Origin of the sequence: Prauserella cavernicola (genome assembly GCF_016595675.1) — a bacterium.
GTDB classification, from domain to species: domain Bacteria; phylum Actinomycetota; class Actinomycetes; order Mycobacteriales; family Pseudonocardiaceae; genus Prauserella_A; species Prauserella_A cavernicola.
In genome coordinates this window covers 248602-263486 of the sequence record NZ_JAENJH010000006.1, presented here as the reverse complement: position 1 = coordinate 263486, position 14885 = coordinate 248602, and the positions used below count along the sequence as shown (strand labels likewise).

15 protein-coding genes are annotated in these 14885 nt (G+C 69.5%); 6 read left to right on the top strand and 9 right to left on the bottom strand.

Translation table 11 applies throughout. The features are described 5' to 3' along the window. Positions 1-11: 11 nt before the first annotated feature. The 3 genes from dctP to JHE00_RS23600 are packed head-to-tail and all read left to right on the top strand — an operon-like array spanning position 12 to position 3306. Complete coding sequence (gene dctP, locus JHE00_RS23610) at positions 12-1328, top strand: TRAP transporter substrate-binding protein DctP (protein WP_200321810.1); 1317 nt, start codon at positions 12-14, stop codon at positions 1326-1328. Beyond that, entirely contained in the window at positions 1325-1834 is a 510-nt protein-coding gene (locus JHE00_RS23605) for a TRAP transporter small permease (protein ID WP_200321808.1), read from the top strand. Before dctP ends, JHE00_RS23605 begins: the two co-directional genes overlap by 4 nt. After that, entirely contained in the window at positions 1831-3306 is a 1476-nt protein-coding gene (locus tag JHE00_RS23600; RefSeq protein ID WP_200321806.1) for a TRAP transporter large permease, read from the top strand. Before JHE00_RS23605 ends, JHE00_RS23600 begins: the two co-directional genes overlap by 4 nt. Positions 3307-3335: 29 nt before the next feature. Here JHE00_RS23600 and JHE00_RS23595 read toward each other — a convergent pair whose 3' ends face one another. From JHE00_RS23595 to JHE00_RS23570, 6 genes are all read right to left on the bottom strand, one after another. After that, positions 3336-3923, bottom strand: coding sequence for an HD domain-containing protein (locus tag JHE00_RS23595; protein ID WP_200321804.1), 588 nt, complete (start codon positions 3921-3923; stop codon positions 3336-3338). Between the two features lie 184 nt (positions 3924-4107). Next, complete coding sequence (locus JHE00_RS23590) at positions 4108-4986, bottom strand: siderophore-interacting protein (RefSeq protein WP_200321802.1); 879 nt, start codon at positions 4984-4986, stop codon at positions 4108-4110. Beyond that, positions 4973-5857: an ABC transporter ATP-binding protein gene (locus JHE00_RS23585; protein ID WP_200321800.1), complete on the bottom strand. Its 885-nt coding sequence runs from the start codon at positions 5855-5857 to the stop codon at positions 4973-4975. Before JHE00_RS23585 ends, JHE00_RS23590 begins: the two co-directional genes overlap by 14 nt. A gap of 17 nt (positions 5858-5874) precedes the next feature. Next, positions 5875-6933, bottom strand: coding sequence for a FecCD family ABC transporter permease (locus JHE00_RS23580; protein ID WP_307832076.1), 1059 nt, complete (start codon positions 6931-6933; stop codon positions 5875-5877). 38 nt (positions 6934-6971) lie between these two features. Next, on the bottom strand, positions 6972-8027 hold the full coding sequence (locus JHE00_RS23575) for a FecCD family ABC transporter permease (protein WP_200321798.1): 1056 nt from the start codon (positions 8025-8027) through the stop codon (positions 6972-6974). Next, positions 8024-9067 carry an ABC transporter substrate-binding protein gene (locus JHE00_RS23570; protein ID WP_200321796.1) on the bottom strand — a complete coding sequence of 348 codons (1044 nt, stop codon included), beginning with the start codon at positions 9065-9067 and terminating at the stop codon, positions 8024-8026. Before JHE00_RS23570 ends, JHE00_RS23575 begins: the two co-directional genes overlap by 4 nt. A 177-nt stretch (positions 9068-9244) precedes the next feature. Between JHE00_RS23570 and JHE00_RS23565 the strand changes: the two genes are divergently transcribed. The 3 genes from JHE00_RS23565 to JHE00_RS23555 all read left to right on the top strand — a co-directional run bounded on the left by JHE00_RS23565 (position 9245) and on the right by JHE00_RS23555 (position 12015). Then, on the top strand, positions 9245-10015 hold the full coding sequence (locus tag JHE00_RS23565) for a helix-turn-helix domain-containing protein (RefSeq protein WP_200321794.1): 771 nt from the start codon (positions 9245-9247) through the stop codon (positions 10013-10015). Between the two features lie 193 nt (positions 10016-10208). Beyond that, positions 10209-11243 carry an MBL fold metallo-hydrolase gene (locus tag JHE00_RS23560; protein WP_230424821.1) on the top strand — a complete coding sequence of 345 codons (1035 nt, stop codon included), beginning with the start codon at positions 10209-10211 and terminating at the stop codon, positions 11241-11243. Positions 11244-11316: 73 nt separating this feature from the next. Then, complete coding sequence (locus tag JHE00_RS23555) at positions 11317-12015, top strand: TetR/AcrR family transcriptional regulator (RefSeq protein ID WP_307832075.1); 699 nt, start codon at positions 11317-11319, stop codon at positions 12013-12015. Between the two features lie 42 nt (positions 12016-12057). Here JHE00_RS23555 and JHE00_RS23550 read toward each other — a convergent pair whose 3' ends face one another. From JHE00_RS23550 to JHE00_RS23540, 3 genes are read right to left on the bottom strand one after another with little or no spacing between them, the layout of a single operon-like run. Then, on the bottom strand, positions 12058-13284 hold the full coding sequence (locus JHE00_RS23550; protein WP_200322098.1) for an NAD(P)/FAD-dependent oxidoreductase: 1227 nt from the start codon (positions 13282-13284) through the stop codon (positions 12058-12060). A 34-nt stretch (positions 13285-13318) separates the two neighbouring features. After that, positions 13319-13510: a ferredoxin gene (locus JHE00_RS23545; protein WP_200321792.1), complete on the bottom strand. Its 192-nt coding sequence runs from the start codon at positions 13508-13510 to the stop codon at positions 13319-13321. Positions 13511-13548: 38 nt separating this feature from the next. Next, positions 13549-14865, bottom strand: coding sequence for a phytoene desaturase family protein (locus JHE00_RS23540; RefSeq protein WP_200321790.1), 1317 nt, complete (start codon positions 14863-14865; stop codon positions 13549-13551). Between the last annotated feature and the right edge of the window lie 20 nt (positions 14866-14885).

The following is a 14885-nucleotide window of genomic DNA, read 5'->3' as shown; positions in this document are numbered from 1 at the left end:
GAAGAGGTGTCATGCGAACCCACCGTCCCGGCGGCTCCCCGCACCGCCGACCCGCCCTCCACCTGCTCACCGCGGCGCTGTGCGTCGTCGTACTCGGTCTGACCGGGTGCGCGACGAGGGGCCAGGGAGCCGAAGCCCGCTCGGCGGGCGGGCCCGGTGTCCCTTTTGGAACATCCAAACAGGACTATCGTGCGGCGCTGGCCGACATGGAGCCGGTGACGCTGACGCTGCAGAGCTCGGCCACCCAGGGCGCGGCCGTCGGACGGCGGTTCGAGGCCTACGCCGCCGCACTCGAGGACTGGTCCGGCGGACGGATCTCGGTGGACATCGCGTTCAGCAACGCCATCGCCTCCTCGGCCGACGTCGACGACGCACTCGCCGACGGCAGGCTGGACCTCGGCTCGATCACCCCCAGCAGCGAGCCGTCGCGCTATCCCGCGCACGCGGCGCTGTGGGACATGGCCTTCGTCGGCAGGCAGACCCCGGTCGACGGGTTCCTCCAGTTCCACGGCGCGTACCTGGAGGCGTCGAGCCGGGTTCCCGAGACCACCGAGGAGTTCGCCGCCCGCGGCATCACCGTGCTCGCACCGGCGTTCAGCTCCGGTGCGACCGGAATGCTGTGCACCACGCCGAGGAACGATCTGGCGAGCTTCGCGGGCGCCGCGGTGGCGACGATCGCACGCACCCAGAACACGCAGGTCGAGGCGCTGGGCGGGGCGCCGACCTCGCTGACCTACGGTGAGCTGTTCGAGGGCCTCGAACGCGGCGTCGTGCAGTGCGCCACGGCGAGTCTCACGGTCGCGGGACTCCAGGGCTACATCCCGGCGGCGCCGTACCTGGTGATCGACGACGAGACCGGGTTCCAGGTGTCCGGAGCCGTGTTCGGGGTGAGCACCGCGATGTGGTCCTCACTCCCGCTCGCCGCGCAGCAGCTGATGTTCGACCGGCTCGACGTGTTCTACGAGGCGAGCCTCGAGAGCGGCCTCGAGTCGTTCAAGTCGGCACTCCAGCAGGTCGAGTCGTCGGGCGGTGACGTCGTGGACCTGTCCGCGGACGCCGAGGCGGCACTGACGGAGGCCAACGACCGGATCCGGGAGCAGACGCGGCACAACGACAAGGTGAGCGATCCCGACGGGATGGTCGACGCCCTGGCCGGTGCGGTCGAGCGCTGGGGCCGGATCACCGAGGAGATGGGCTACCGCGACGGGAAACCGGGCTACGCCGACTTCGCCGCCGAGTACGAACCCGGGTCGATCGACGTGAGTCCCTTTGTCGACCGGCTCTTCTCCGAGGTGCTGCGCGAGGACCGCCCGGGAGCACCGGCATGAGCGCCCCGGCCAGGGAACCGCTTCCGTTCGTGCGGGTGCTGCTCGAGATCCCCGCCGCGGTGGTCCTCGTCGTCATGGTGCTGCACGTGGTCGCGAACGCGTTGTCGCGCACGATCACCGGACAGTCCCTGCCGGAAACGCTGGAGATCACCACCTACTGGTACATGCCGATCATCGCGCTGGTCGGGTTCGTCGCGGCGGCCCGGCGGGCCGAGCACCTCTCGGCTCCGCTGTTGTTCGACCGCCTGACCCCGCGGACCCAGCGGATCGTGCGGGTCGCGCTGTACCTCGTCGCGGCCGTCGTGTGCGCCGCCTACGCGTGGTACGGCCTGCAGGAGGCCTGGCACAACGCCGGGCTCGAACTGACCGCCGGCGCCTCCCCGCTGATCATCTGGCCGGTGACCTTCCTGGTGCCGGTGGCCTTCGGACTGCTCGCGGTTCTCTACCTGATCCAGCTCAGGACCGCTGCGCGGCAGGCCCCGGCCCGGACGGAGGACGAGCGATGACCACCCCCGCGACCGAGGCACCGTCGCCCACTGGGACACCCGCGCGGGAGCGCCGCAGCGCGCCCGTCCTCGTCGTCGGCGGCGCCATCCTCGCCGCGGCGCTCGCCGTGATGTTCGTGCCCGGCATGAGCCGGGAGATGATCGGCGTGTGCGCCATCGCGGCGATGCTCGTGCTGATCTTTCTCAACATGCACATCGGACTGGCGCTGGCGCTGCCCGCCATGGCCGGGCTCGTCGCCGTCAGCGGGCCGCTGGCGTTGGAGAACGTGCTGCTGACCCTGCCCTACGACAGCGTCGCCGAGTGGACGATGTCGGTGATCCCGATGTTCGTCTTCATGGGACTGCTGTTGTGGCGCAGCGGGATCACCGAGCAGCTCTACGACGCGGGCAAGCAGTGGCTGAGCTGGCTGCCCGGTGGCCTCGGCGTCGGGACCACCGCCGCGGGCGCGGGCCTGTCGGCGGTCAGCGGGTCGACCGCGGGCACGACCTACGCACTCGCGCGCATCGGCATCCCCGAGATGCTGAAGGCCGGCTACCACAAGCGCATGGCGATCGGCTCCGTCATCGTGGCCGGGCTGCCCGGCCAGCTGGTGCCACCGAGCATCCTGCTGGTCGTCTACGCCGGGATCTCGGAGTCGCCGATCGGGCCCCAGCTGCTGGCCGGGATCGTGCCGGGGATCCTCATCGCGGTGATCTGCGCAGCGACCCTCGTGGGGCTCGCGCTGCTGCGCCCGAGCCTGGTGGGCACGGGCCGCGCCCGGCCGCGGACGTCGTGGGCCGAGCGTGGCCGGACCCTGCGGGTGGTCTGGCCGGTGCCCGCCCTCATCGCGATCGTCATCGGCGGGATGTTCGGCGGGATCTTCACCGCCACCGAGGCGGGAGCCGCCGGTGCGCTGGGCGCGCTGCTGCTCACGCTCTGGAAGCGCCGGGGCGACGGCGCCGTCAGGGCGGTGGGTCAGGCGGCCATCGGCACCCTCGCGGCGGTGGGGACGATCTTCTTCCTGCTGCTCGGCGCCGAGGTGCTGACCCGCCTGCTCGCCGTCACCAGGATCGCGTCGGTGTTCACGGACTGGGTCGTGAGTGCCGGGCTCGGGGCCACCGGGTTCCTGCTGCTGATGATCGTGGTCTACCTCGCGCTCGGGACGTTCCTCGAGGGCATGGCTCTGTTGTTGCTCACCGTGCCGGTGCTGCTGCCGACGCTGGAGGCGCTGGACATCTCGGTGCTCTGGTTCGGCGTGTTCGCGGTCTTCATGGGCGAACTGGCGGTGATCACGCCACCGGTCGGGATCGTCGCGTTCATCATCGCAGGCATCGTGCGTGATCCCGAGGTGAGCCAGGGACAGAAGATCACGATCGGCGACGTCTTCATGGCCGCGCTCTTCTTCCTCCCCCTCTGTATCGCGTACGCGATCCTGCTGATCCTGGTGCCGGACATCGCCACGTGGCTGCCGTCGCTGGGCAATGCGAGCTGAGAAGGACGTGCCGACAGCGGGCTATCCGGTCACACCGCGACCGGATAGCCGGCCTGGAAGGCAAGCCTGGAGTCGGCGTCCGCCGCGATGCGATCGAGGATGTCGTCCAGCGCCAGGAACACCTCCCAGGGTTGCTGTCCGCCGGCCGTCGCCAGGCTCGCGGTCACCAGGTTCTCCAGCTCCGCGACGCGTTTGCCCTTCCATACCTTGTCGGCCAGGCTGACCACCAGGTCTTCCGTGCCCACGTCGTCAGCCGTCCACGCGGCGTGCGTGCGAGCGAACCGCGCGAGTTCGCTCTCGACTCCGTGTGCCAGCAACAGTTCGTAGCCCGCTTCCTCATGAGCCGAGCCGGGCCCGGACAACTCGCTGGGGTACAAGACTTTCCCGATGTCGTGAACCGCCGCGCCGAACGCCACAGCCTCGCGGTCGAGTTCAAGGCCCGGACAGTGCCGCTGGAGCCAGTCAGCCAGCTGGCAAGCCACATCGTGAACCGCTCGCAGGTGCGCGGCCAAACGGGGCGGAGCCTGAAGTTCCTCGAGCAGGCGCCTCGCGCGGGTCGGCAGCGGGCGCAGAGCCGGATCGTCGGTCAGAGCGCGGTGCAGCAACTCGGAGGTCACTCCAGCCACAGTAATCTGGACAACCTCGGCGCGCCGCGTCCGTCACCAGGCGTTCCTCCCGGGCTCGCAGCACGGCGCGGAGCCCTTCGTCGCGGAAACCGGGAGAACCCAGGCGAACGTCTTGGCCGGAGACCCTCGCGGTGCGTCAGCCTCCTGGATCACGCCCCGGCAGGGCTGTCGCGGATCAGTCCTCGTCGTCGGTGTGGTGGTCGTGATCGGCGGTGCCGCGCTTCCAGTACCCGTCGACGTTGAGCTGGCGCTTGGGCAGCTCGAGTTCCCGTCTGAAGTACCGGCGGATCGGCTTCATCGCGCCTGCCTCCCCCGCCGCGAAGACGTACAGCTCACCGGTGTCATCGGGTAGCTCACACCGCCGCACCGCGGCCTCCAGCGCGCTGCCGTGACCCGCGCCGACGGTGGCGGTGTCGCGGTGCACCCAACGCAGCTCCAGTCCGACTCCGGCTGCCGGGACGAGGTGCTGCTCCTCGGCCGCGTCGGCAACCTCGATCACGGCTGTCACCCGCGTACCCGACGGAGCCTCCTCGATGAGCCGCGAGATCGCGGGTATCGCCGTCTCGTCGCCGGCGGCCAGGTAGCGGGAGTAGTTCTCGGGCAGCAGCCAGTTCGCTCGCGGGCCCATCACCACGAGCTCGTCCCCGGCTTCGGCATCGCGCGCCCATGCTCCGGCGATCCCGTGCTCGTGCACCACGAAGTCCACCGTCAGCTCGCACGCACCGGGGTTCCACGCTCGCGGGGTGTAGTCCCGGCGGATCGGCTCACCGCCGTCACCGTCCACTTCCCACCTGTCGTCGGCGGCTTCCCGGTAGGCGACGATCTGTCCCGTCCGTGGGTGGGGGAAGTACACCTTGACGTGGTCGTTGCAGGCGAACCGCACGAACGGAAACCCATCGGCCAGCACATCACCGGTCAGCACGACGCGTCGGTACCGAGGGGTGATCTCCTCGACCCGCGCCACCCGCAGGTCCCGGCGCACGATCTTGGGCTGGAAACGGTGCAGGAGCTCACCGGTGAGGTTCGGTCCGGCGGACGGTTCACGGTCGGTCATGCTGGTTCTCCTCTGTCGGCTCAACGGGGTGGACCGTGGAGGTGCGGGGGTCGAGGGGCACGACGGTCGGGGTGCCGGCGACCGGATCGGGCACCACCAGTGCGCGCAGCCCGAAGACCTCATCGATCAGTTCGGCGGTGACGACCTCGTGGGGCCTGCCGGTGGTGACGACCTGCCCTTCGCTCATGACGATGAGGTGGTCGGCGTAGCGGGCGGCCTGGTTCAGGTCGTGCAGGACGGCGACGAGGGTCTTGCCGTCGTCGTGCAAGCCGCGGAACAGCTCCATCAGCTCGTACTGGTGCGCGATGTCCAGGAACGTGGTCGGCTCGTCCAGCAGCATGATCGGGGTGTCCTGCGCCAGCAGCATCGCCACCCACACTCGTTGCCGTTGCCCGCCGGACAGTTCGTCGACCAACCGGCCGGACAGCTCCGTGAGCCGGGTGGCCTCCAGCGCCGCTGCGACGGCGTCCTCATCGGACTGACGCCACTGCTGGATCAAGTTCTGGTACGGCGCCCTTCCTCGCGAGACGAGGTCGGCCACCCGGATGCCATCGGGCGCGAGTGACAGCTGCGGAAGCAGCCCGAGTCGGCGAGCGACCTCTTTGGACCGATACGAGCTGATCTCCTTGCCGTCCAGCAGAACCTGCCCGCTCGTGGGGGTGAGGACGCGGGCGAGGGCGCGCAGCAACGTCGATTTTCCGCACCCGTTCGGGCCGATGATCGCGGTGAACGACCGGTCGGGGATGTGTACCGACAGTTCCTCGGACACGACGCGCCTGTCGTATCCGATCGTCGCGTCCTGTACGACCACATGGGCTGCGGTCGAGCTGCCGGGGTGGTCCGGCGGGTCCAGGTGTCCGTTCGTCGTCATCAGGCTTCTCTTCGGGATCATCGGGGGGTGCCGTACTGTGTGCGTGCTTCGCGGATGAGCAGCCAGACCAGGTAGATGCCGCCCAGGCACACGGTGATCAGCCCGACGGGGATGGCGCGGTAGAACTGTGCGATCACCAGCGACAGCAAGTGCGCACACGCCAGCAGCGCGGCGCCCATCCCGGATGCGGCCAGCAGGCTCACCCCCGGCGACCCGGTCAGGCGCCTGGCCAGCTGCGGAGCGACCAGAGCGACGAATCCGATCGGTCCGGCCGCAGCGGTGACCAGTGCGACCGTGGCGACACCGGTGGTCAGGAGCGCCAGACGCGCGAGACCTGGACGTGCTCCCTGGGTGGTCGCGGCGTCGTCACCGAGCTCCAGTGTGCGCAGCGCAGGCGACAGCAAGCTCGCCGCGACGACGATCAGGAGCGCGATGACCAGTGAGGGGATCATGCTCGTCCACGACACCCGCGCGATGGAGCCGGCACCCCAGAACCCCACGACCATCGCGTCGTCGACATCGGCACGGGTGATCAGATAGGCGTTGATCGCACCGAGCATCGCGGAGACACCGATCCCGACGACGATGAGCCGGAATCCCTGGATTCCGCGCCGATAGGCGATGGCGTAGACCGCGAACGCCGTGCCGAGCCCGCCGATGATCGCCGCCGAGGCCACCGACCAGTAGCTCCCCGAGCCGAGCACGAGGATGGTGACAACCACGGCGGTGTAGGAACCGGCGTCGAATCCGATCACGTCCGGCGAACCCAGCGGGTTACGGGTCAGGGACTGGAAGATCGCACCGCCGATGCCCAAGAGCGCGCCGAAGACCACGGCGGCGGCCGCGACCGGGAGCCGCCACTCGACCACGATCATCCTGTGGAACTGCTCCCCGCTACCGGCAAGGGCGGCGAGCACCTGATCCAGGCCGAGCGGATAGTCCCCGTAGGTGATCGCGACCACCGCGACGGACCCCGAGATGATGAACAGCGCCGCCGACATGGCCAGCACCCGTACCGGAAGCCGGGCGGAGAACCAGCCCGAGCGGACGGTGCGGGTGGCGTACCCGAAATCCACCGTCGGCTTCCGGGACTCCGGTGAGACATCAGTGCCCGTCACAGACCGCTCGCCTTCCGGCTGCGCACCAGCGCGATCAACACCGGCGCCCCGATCACCGCCGTCAGGATGCCCACCTCGACCTCGCCCGGCCGGGCGATCACCCGGCCCAGCACATCCGCGGTCAACACCAGCACCGGTGCCGTCAGCGCCGAGCAGACAATGATCCACCGCTGATCCGGGCCCACGAACCACCGCACGATGTGCGGCACCATCAGCCCGACGAACGCGAGCCCTCCCGTCAGGGCCGTCGCACCACCGGCGAGCAGGGTCAGCGCGAGCACGCCGAGCACCCGGGTGCGCACCACCTTCGTACCCAGTGACGCCGCCAGGTCATCCCCGAGCGCGATCGAGTTCAACGCCCCCGACAGCAGCACCGCGAGTACCAGTCCCACCACCAGGAACGGCACGACAGCAAGGGTGTCGTCCAGGCTCGTTCGCGCGATCGACCCCAGGCCCCAGTCCCGGATGGACTGGAACGTCTCCGGGTCGATCAAGGTCAGAAACGTCGCAAAACCGTTGAGCACGGCCCCCAGCGCCACGCCCGCCAGCACCAGCGTCACGGGAGAAACCAGCCCTCGCCCAGCTGAGCCGACGAGGTACACCACGAACGTCGCCGCCGCGGCACCGATGAACGCGAACCAGATGTATCCCGTGATCCCCGACAAGCCGAACACGCCGACGCCCAGGGTGACGGCGAACCCTGCTCCGGCATTCACGCCCAGGATTCCCGGGTCTGCCAACGGGTTCCGGGTCAGGGCCTGGATCAGCGCACCTGCCACTCCGAACGCCGCGCCCACCAGGATCGCGACGATCGTCCGGGGCCACCGCTGAGTCCACACGATGATGGCCGCCTCGGACCGGTCGCGGTCCCAGAGCACCTGCCACACGTCACCGAGGGACAGGGCGTTCGCCCCGAACGCCAGGCTGGCGAGCACCGCCGCCACCAGGGCGGCCAGGACGAATCCCAGTCCGATCGTTCGGCGACCACGCAACGAACGCCCGGCGCGAGCCGTCTGCCGCCGGGCGTCCTGCGCGATCGTCGTCGAGGTCATTCCGTGAGACCGACGTCGCTCAGCCACACGTTCGCCGCAGTCTCGGCCGCCCACGGCAGGCTGAGTGCGCTCGCTCCCCGGCGCATCACCCAGATGGCGTTGGCGCCCGAGCCATCCTCGCCATCGACGACCGCCGCGTAGCGGCCCTCCGAGACGGCAGGGATGGTCTGGAACAGCTCATCCGCCTCGCGCCGCTCGCGGGTCGCCTGATCCCCGTAGCCGACCACGAGCACATCGGCATCCAAGGACCGCACCTGCTCGTCGGAGACCTCAGGAGCGGCGACGAAAGCTTCCGCGAGGGGGTTCGGCGCGAAGCCCAGGTCCGTCACGAACGTCTCGGCGGTACCACCGGAGACCGTGTAGTACTCCAGGCCGGTGGAGTACTCGGTGGCCATCGTGATGGTCCTGCCGGCGAACTCCGGGTGCTGCGAGGCAACGTCCGCTATCGCCTGCTCGGCCTCGGCGATGGCCCGTTCGGAGGCGTCGCTGAGGTCGAGCGCCTCTCCGGCGAGTCGGTGCAGGTCGCGCCAGTCCACCTGGTCGGCGGAGACATCCGGTTCCTTCTCCAGCACCGGCGCGATCGCGCTGAGCCGTTCGTAGTCGGCATCGTCGACGGCATAGTTCAGGGACAGGATCAGATCCGGGTTCGTGGCGGCGATTCCCTCGACGTTGACAGGGTCACGACGGGTCGCGGTGTCCACGACCTCGATGTCGGCGAGCCAGTCCTGGTCGCGCCACTCCCACTCGGCCTCTTCCCGCTGCGCGTACACCGGGGTCGCTCCGAGCACTTCCAGCACGTCGAGGTTGGTGGAGAAACCGATCACCGCGATCCGCTCCGGCCGCTCTTCCAGGACCGCGTCCTCCCGCGACTGCACCGTCAGCGGGTACTGGGTCCTACCCTCGCCCGCGGGAAGCAGGCCGGTCGAGTCAGGCGTCTCACCTGAGTCAGTCGCGCCGGGGGCGCACCCGGTCAGCGTGAGGACGGCGGTCAGCGCGACGGCGCACAGACCACGGAGCCGCGCGCGTCGAATCTCGGTCATCCAGTGCTCCTCTCAGGGATGCGACGTACGGCGGCGCACAGGCACGCGTCAGCATCACGTTAAGCTTAGGACAGCCTAACCTTTGAAGGTGCTCCGTTTTGGCCGATTGATGCACTGATTTGGCCACGTCGCGCGAGGCCGGCGCGGGGCATGGCAGAGCCGGACGAGAGTAGAGGGATGCCGAAACAGGGCGATCACGGGCAGGCGACGGACGACGGCGACACTCCGTGGCGGATCTGGATACCGGCGATCTCGATCACCGGTCGACGGGAAGATCGGGTGCACATTCTGCTGTGGCAGATGGCAGGGACCTCCGACCTCGTCGTGGAGGGCGAAGTGATCACACTGACCACGGGCCACGCCCTGTGGGTACCGCTCGGCGCTCGACACGAGTTCACCGTGCACGCCGATTCCGTACTGATGCCCGTCATCTTCGATGCCGCCGACACCGCCACCACCCTCCACGAACCAGGACTGGTGACGGTGAGCCAGGAACTGCAGACGCTGATGCTCGCCTATGTGACGGCGTGGAACTCGATCATCAAACCCGAGGCGAATCTCGCTCGCCAGATCCTGGGACTGATCGAGGAGAGCCCCGTGCTGTCCACCACTCTGCCGATGCCGACCAGCGAACCTGCGCAGATCATCGCGGAGACCCTGAGGTTCAACCCCGGCGACACCCGCAGCGCGGTGGAACTCGCGGAGTCGGTGCACGCGTCCTCGCGCACCATCCGACGTGCGTTCGAAACCGAGACCGGCATGAGTCTGCGACAGTGGCGCATTCACAACCGGATGGAGGCCGCGAGCATCCTGCTGCGCTCGGACACGACCCTCGACGCCGTCGCCCACCGAGTCGGCTACACCAACGTGAATGCGTTCCGGCGGGTGTTCCAGGGACATTTCGGAATCTCGCCGACCGAGTACGTCAGGCGGTACGCGGCCAGGTAACGCTCAGGCCGGGCACCTCGCGCACGTCCGGCCGCCCCTCGGCTCGGGGGTCGTGGCGTACCGGGTCCAACTGGGACCATTCGGCACGGCCGTGGAAATCCATGCGTGCGATGGGCCACCACAGGGTCTCAATTTTTTCTAACGTAGGTTAATCTCAGCAGGTCCCGGACGACGCTGACGAGGGCAGGCGAGGATGACCACCCAGATGCACGAACAGCCGGAGGACTGGACCGAGCCCGGAGCACACGGCGTGGTGCCCGGCGTTCACCGGATCCCTCTGCCACTCCCCCTGACCGGCCTGAGCGCGGTCAACGCCTACCTGCTCGAAAGCCAGGACGGACTGATCCTCATCGACCCGGGCTGGACGGGTGAGGCCAACGAGCGCGCGATCGAGTCCGCACTGCGCGCGCTCGGTCACCGGCTCGGCGACCTCGTGACCTGCCTGGTGACTCATCACCACTGGGACCACTACACACAGGCCTACGCCTGGCGCGACACGTTGCACACCCGATTGCTCATCGGCCGGGACGAACGCCCCAGCATCGAGGCCTACGGCAAACAGACCGGCAGGTTCCCCAACCACCGCGAACTCCTGTACCGCTGCGGGGCCACGGACCTCGCGGAACGCCTGCACGCCGACGAGATCCCGGAACACGAGAAGCACGTGCCGTACGGGCCGCCCGACGGCTGGCTCGACCACGGCGACCGGATCACGCTGCAGCACGGCGAACTGGAGGTGGTCGCCACACCCGGCCACACCCGTGGACACGTGGTCTATCGGCACTCCGCCGCGGGGGCGCTGTTCTCCGGCGACCACGTGCTGCCCACGATCACGCCGTCGCTCGGCTTCGAACTGGCGCCCGAGCCCCGTCCGCTGCGGTCCTATCTCAGCTCGCTCGAACTGCTGCTCGCCCAGCCCGACACCGTCCTGCTGCCAGCTCACGGCAGGCCGAGCGCGAGCACGCACACCCGCGTCGAGGAGCTTCTCCACCACCACAGCGAGCGGCTGGACGAGGTGGCGCAGATCCTGACGACCGGCGCGACCACCGCGTTCGAGGTCGCCGAGCAGCTTCCGTGGACCCGGCACCGCCGGCGACTCGACGTCCTGGCGCTCGAGCACCAGATGTCGGCGGTCATGGAGATCGACGCCCACCTCGACGTACTGGTGATGCTCGGCCGGGTGAGCGCGACCGACACGCGCCCGGTTCGCCGCTACAGCGCGGCGTGAGGCCCCGGCCGCTTACTCGGTGTTCGAAAACGCCGGGCGCGGCGAACCACCGGCCAGCGGCTAGTATTGATCCGTGGCTAGAAAACCAGCTCGCAAGGAGCACGACGAGGCCGGCGTGGCCAAGTCCGCCCGCACCCGGCAGCGGATCCTCGACGCCGCCGCTCACGTACTGAGCCGCAAGGGCTTCGCCGGTACCCGCCTCACCGACGTGGCCGAGGCCGCCGAGCTGCAAGCACCCGCCATCTACTACTACTTCCCCTCCCGCGAGGACCTCATCGAGGAGGTCATGTGGTCGGGAATCTCGAACATGGCCGAGCACGTGCAGGAGCAGCTCGACGCGCTCCCGCCCGACACCAGCTCGCTGGACCGCATCGAGGCGGCCGTCGAGGCGCACCTGCGCTACCAACTGGAGATCTCGGACTACACCACCGCGGCGATCCGCAACGCCGGGCAGATCCCGGACAACATCCGCGTCCGCTACAGCGCCGAGGCCAACCGCTACGGCGACATCTGGCGAAAGCTGTTCCAGGAGGCCAAGCGCGAAGGTTCGCTGCGCTCCGAACTCGACCCGAGGGCCGCTCGCATGCTCGTGCTGGGTGCGCTCAGCTGGGCGGCGGAGTGGTGGAACCCCCGGCGGGGATCGTTGGACCAGGTGATCCGGACCGCCAAGTCGATCGTGCGCGCGGGGTTGAGCACCGCGCCGGAGGCGGAGACCGCCGCACCGGCACCGCAGCGGACTCGCGCTCGCAAGACGGCCAAAGCCGCGGGCTGAGGGTGCGCGAACCTGGGCATTTCGGGCGCCGCCCGATCGTCGTCAGGTCGCCACCGCCCGGCGCTGCTCCGCGAACGCGAGCGCGTCCGGCCAGCTCGTTGCCTTCGTGATCAGACCGCGGTACTTCATGATGACGTTCTGCCCGTTGATCGTGAGTGCTCCGGCGAGCCGGTCGCCCTCCCGGTACAGCGCCACGATCCGGCCGCCCCGGTCGGGGTCGCCCTCGACGACGCGCACCTCGTCGCTCGCGGGGACGCCGACGAACTGGATGCGGCTGCCGTAGACGTCCGACCAGAAGTACGGCACGGTCCGGTACGGCGTGGCCGCCGCCGGATCGAGCGCGTTGCGGGCCGCGAGCGCGCCCTGCTCCGCCGCGCTGGTCCAGTGTTCGAGGCGCATCGCGCGCTCGAACACGGGGTTGTGCCAGCGCGCGACGTCCCCGGCCGCGTAGACGCCCTCGGCGCCGGTGCACAGGGTCTCGTCGCACACCACGCCGTTGTCGAGACTGTCCAGAGTCAGTCCCGAGTCCCGGAGCCAGTCGGTCGCCGGTGTCGCACCGATGCCGACCACCACCAGCTCGGCGTCGATCACCGAGCCGTCCGACAGCACCACCCGCTCGACCCGGCCGTCTCCCTCCACGCGCTGGACGCCGACTCCGCAGCGAAGATCGGTGCCGTTGTCGTGGTGCAGGCGGGAACAGGCGCTGCCCATGACCTCGCCGACGGCGCGCACCAGCGGCGTGGCCTGCGCCTCGACCACGGTGACGTCGAGGCCGCGTGCGCGCGCTCCCGAAGCGATCTCGGAGCCGATGAACCCCGCGCCGACGACCAGGGTTCGCGCACCGGCGTCGAGGGCCTTCCTGACCGCGACGGCGTCGTCGAGGGTTCGCACGGTGTGCACCCCGGCGAGGTGCTGCGAGCCCGGCAGCGTCCGCGCGGTGGCACCGGTCGCGATCACCAGCGCGTCGTAGTCAAGGCACCGCTCGCCGACCCGGACCTGCTTGCCCGCGACGTCCAGCCCGGTGGCCGGAGTACCCAGCGACAGCTCGACCCCGAGGTCGTCGCGCAACACCGACTCCGTGCGGAACACGGGCGGCTCAGGATCGCGATCGTCCAAGAAGGACTTCGACAGCGGCGGCCGGTCGTAGGGAAGGTGCTCCTCCGCGCCGACGAGTGTGATCGCGCCCCGGAACCCGGCCTTGCGGGCGGCCTCCACGGCGCGCAACCCCGCCAGCGAGGCACCGACCACCACCAGGTTCTCTCGCGACATCGCGCTCACGTCCTGCCCTCCACGCGTCCGGCGGTCAGCTCTGCTCCAGCCGCAGCGCCTCGGTGGGACAGCCGGACACCGCGGCCTCCACGTCGTCCAGCTGCCCGTCGGGAACCTCGGCGGTGAGCACCAGCTCGCCGTCATCGTTGATCTCGAACACGTCGGGGGCCAGCGACTCGCAGATACCCAGACCGGTGCACTTGTTCCGGTCGACGGTGATCCTCATGGTTCGTCTCCTTGACTGTGGTGCGGCTCTGGCGCCGTTCAGGCACGCGCGCCGATCGGGTATCGCTGCGTGATCTGCTCGACCACGAGCTTGGCTGTCTCCGCGCACGCGGTGGTGCCGCCGTTGGCGTACTCCTTGACGCCGTCGCCCACGTTCCACAGGTTCGGCACGGGCGTGGTGTTGGGCAGGTCGAATCCCGAGACCGCGCGCTGCGGCGGCCAGTCGTCGCGGGTCACGACGCTGGACAGGATCCGGGCACGGTCGAAGCCGGGGATCTCGTCGCGTAGATCCTGGAGCAGCAGCTCCTTCTCCTCGGCCTCGTCGAAGTCACCGACGGCGGGCTTGGGCACCGAGGTGCCGACGTAGAGGTTCCAGCCCTCCGGCGCCATCTCCGGGCAGGTGTCGGTGAAGTTGGCGACGTAGCAGAGCCGCCGGGTACTGGCGAAACTCAGCATGCCGGGCACCTCGACCAGGCGCTCCTGGCTGGCGAAGTTGACGGCCAGCATCGCGCACGGCCGGTCGCCTCCGCGCACCTGCTCCAGATAGTCCTCCGGAAGATTGCTCTCGCCCACCAGCTTCACGGTCGCGGCCGGCCCGGCGTCGCTCACCGCGAACCGCGCCGTCACCTCGACCGGCTGCCCGCCCCGGTCGACGGTGGCTCCGGTGACCTGCCCTTCCCGCAGATGCAGGGCGCGGACCTCGGACGACAGCCACACCTCACCACCGCCCGCGGTGATCGTCTCGGCGAGCGAGCGCCAGATGCCGATGGTGCCCTCCGGGCAGAAGCCGAACTTCTTGAAGGCGCTCCTGCGGGTGAAGTAGGTCAGAAACACCCGTGCGGGCAGCTCCTCGGAGCCCACCGCGAAGACGGAACCGCACATGTTGCGGAAGATGCCGTGCACGGCGTCGTTCTTGGTGAACTTCGCGACCCAGTCCGCTGTGGACAGCTCGTGATCCGGTAGCCCGTCGTCCTTGCGCGCGGCGCCGAGGCCGGTGAGCAGCTTGGCACCCTGCCGGGTCAGCTTCGACAGGAGAAAGCCCCAGCCCCCTCCGGTGACGTCCACGTTCTTGCCGCCGATGCGGTACAGGATCGGCGGGCTGGGACGTCGCACGTCGAACGTCGCACCGACCTCGTCGAAGGTCTCCTGGGTGATGCCGTCGACCTCGATCACGATCGCCCCGTTGTTCACCCGGAACCCGTCGATGTCCCGCGTGGACGCGCGGCCACCGACGTGCTCGAGGCGTTCCACGACGAGCGTCCGGTAGCCGAGGTGCGTCAGCCGCGCCGCGGCGAGCAGCCCGCCTGCTCCGGCGCCCACGACGAGGGCATCGAACGTGTTCTCGCTACTGGTCATCAGTGCGCCTTTCGTCCACT

Coding starts and splice junctions, on each gene's coding strand:
- JHE00_RS23605 (WP_200321808.1), top strand. CDS start 1,325: ATGAGCGCCCCGGCCAGGGAACCGCTTCCGTTCGTGCGGGTGCTGCTC.
- JHE00_RS23565 (WP_200321794.1), top strand. CDS start 9,245: ATGCCGAAACAGGGCGATCACGGGCAGGCGACGGACGACGGCGACACT.
- JHE00_RS23540 (WP_200321790.1), bottom strand. CDS start 14,865: ATGACCAGTAGCGAGAACACGTTCGATGCCCTCGTCGTGGGCGCCGGA.
- JHE00_RS23600 (WP_200321806.1), top strand. CDS start 1,831: ATGACCACCCCCGCGACCGAGGCACCGTCGCCCACTGGGACACCCGCG.
- JHE00_RS23585 (WP_200321800.1), bottom strand. CDS start 5,857: ATGACGACGAACGGACACCTGGACCCGCCGGACCACCCCGGCAGCTCG.
- JHE00_RS23560 (WP_230424821.1), top strand. CDS start 10,209: ATGACCACCCAGATGCACGAACAGCCGGAGGACTGGACCGAGCCCGGA.
- dctP (WP_200321810.1), top strand. CDS start 12: ATGCGAACCCACCGTCCCGGCGGCTCCCCGCACCGCCGACCCGCCCTC.
- JHE00_RS23545 (WP_200321792.1), bottom strand. CDS start 13,510: ATGAGGATCACCGTCGACCGGAACAAGTGCACCGGTCTGGGTATCTGC.
- JHE00_RS23575 (WP_200321798.1), bottom strand. CDS start 8,027: ATGACCTCGACGACGATCGCGCAGGACGCCCGGCGGCAGACGGCTCGC.
- JHE00_RS23570 (WP_200321796.1), bottom strand. CDS start 9,067: ATGACCGAGATTCGACGCGCGCGGCTCCGTGGTCTGTGCGCCGTCGCG.
- JHE00_RS23550 (WP_200322098.1), bottom strand. CDS start 13,284: ATGTCGCGAGAGAACCTGGTGGTGGTCGGTGCCTCGCTGGCGGGGTTG.
- JHE00_RS23590 (WP_200321802.1), bottom strand. CDS start 4,986: ATGACCGACCGTGAACCGTCCGCCGGACCGAACCTCACCGGTGAGCTC.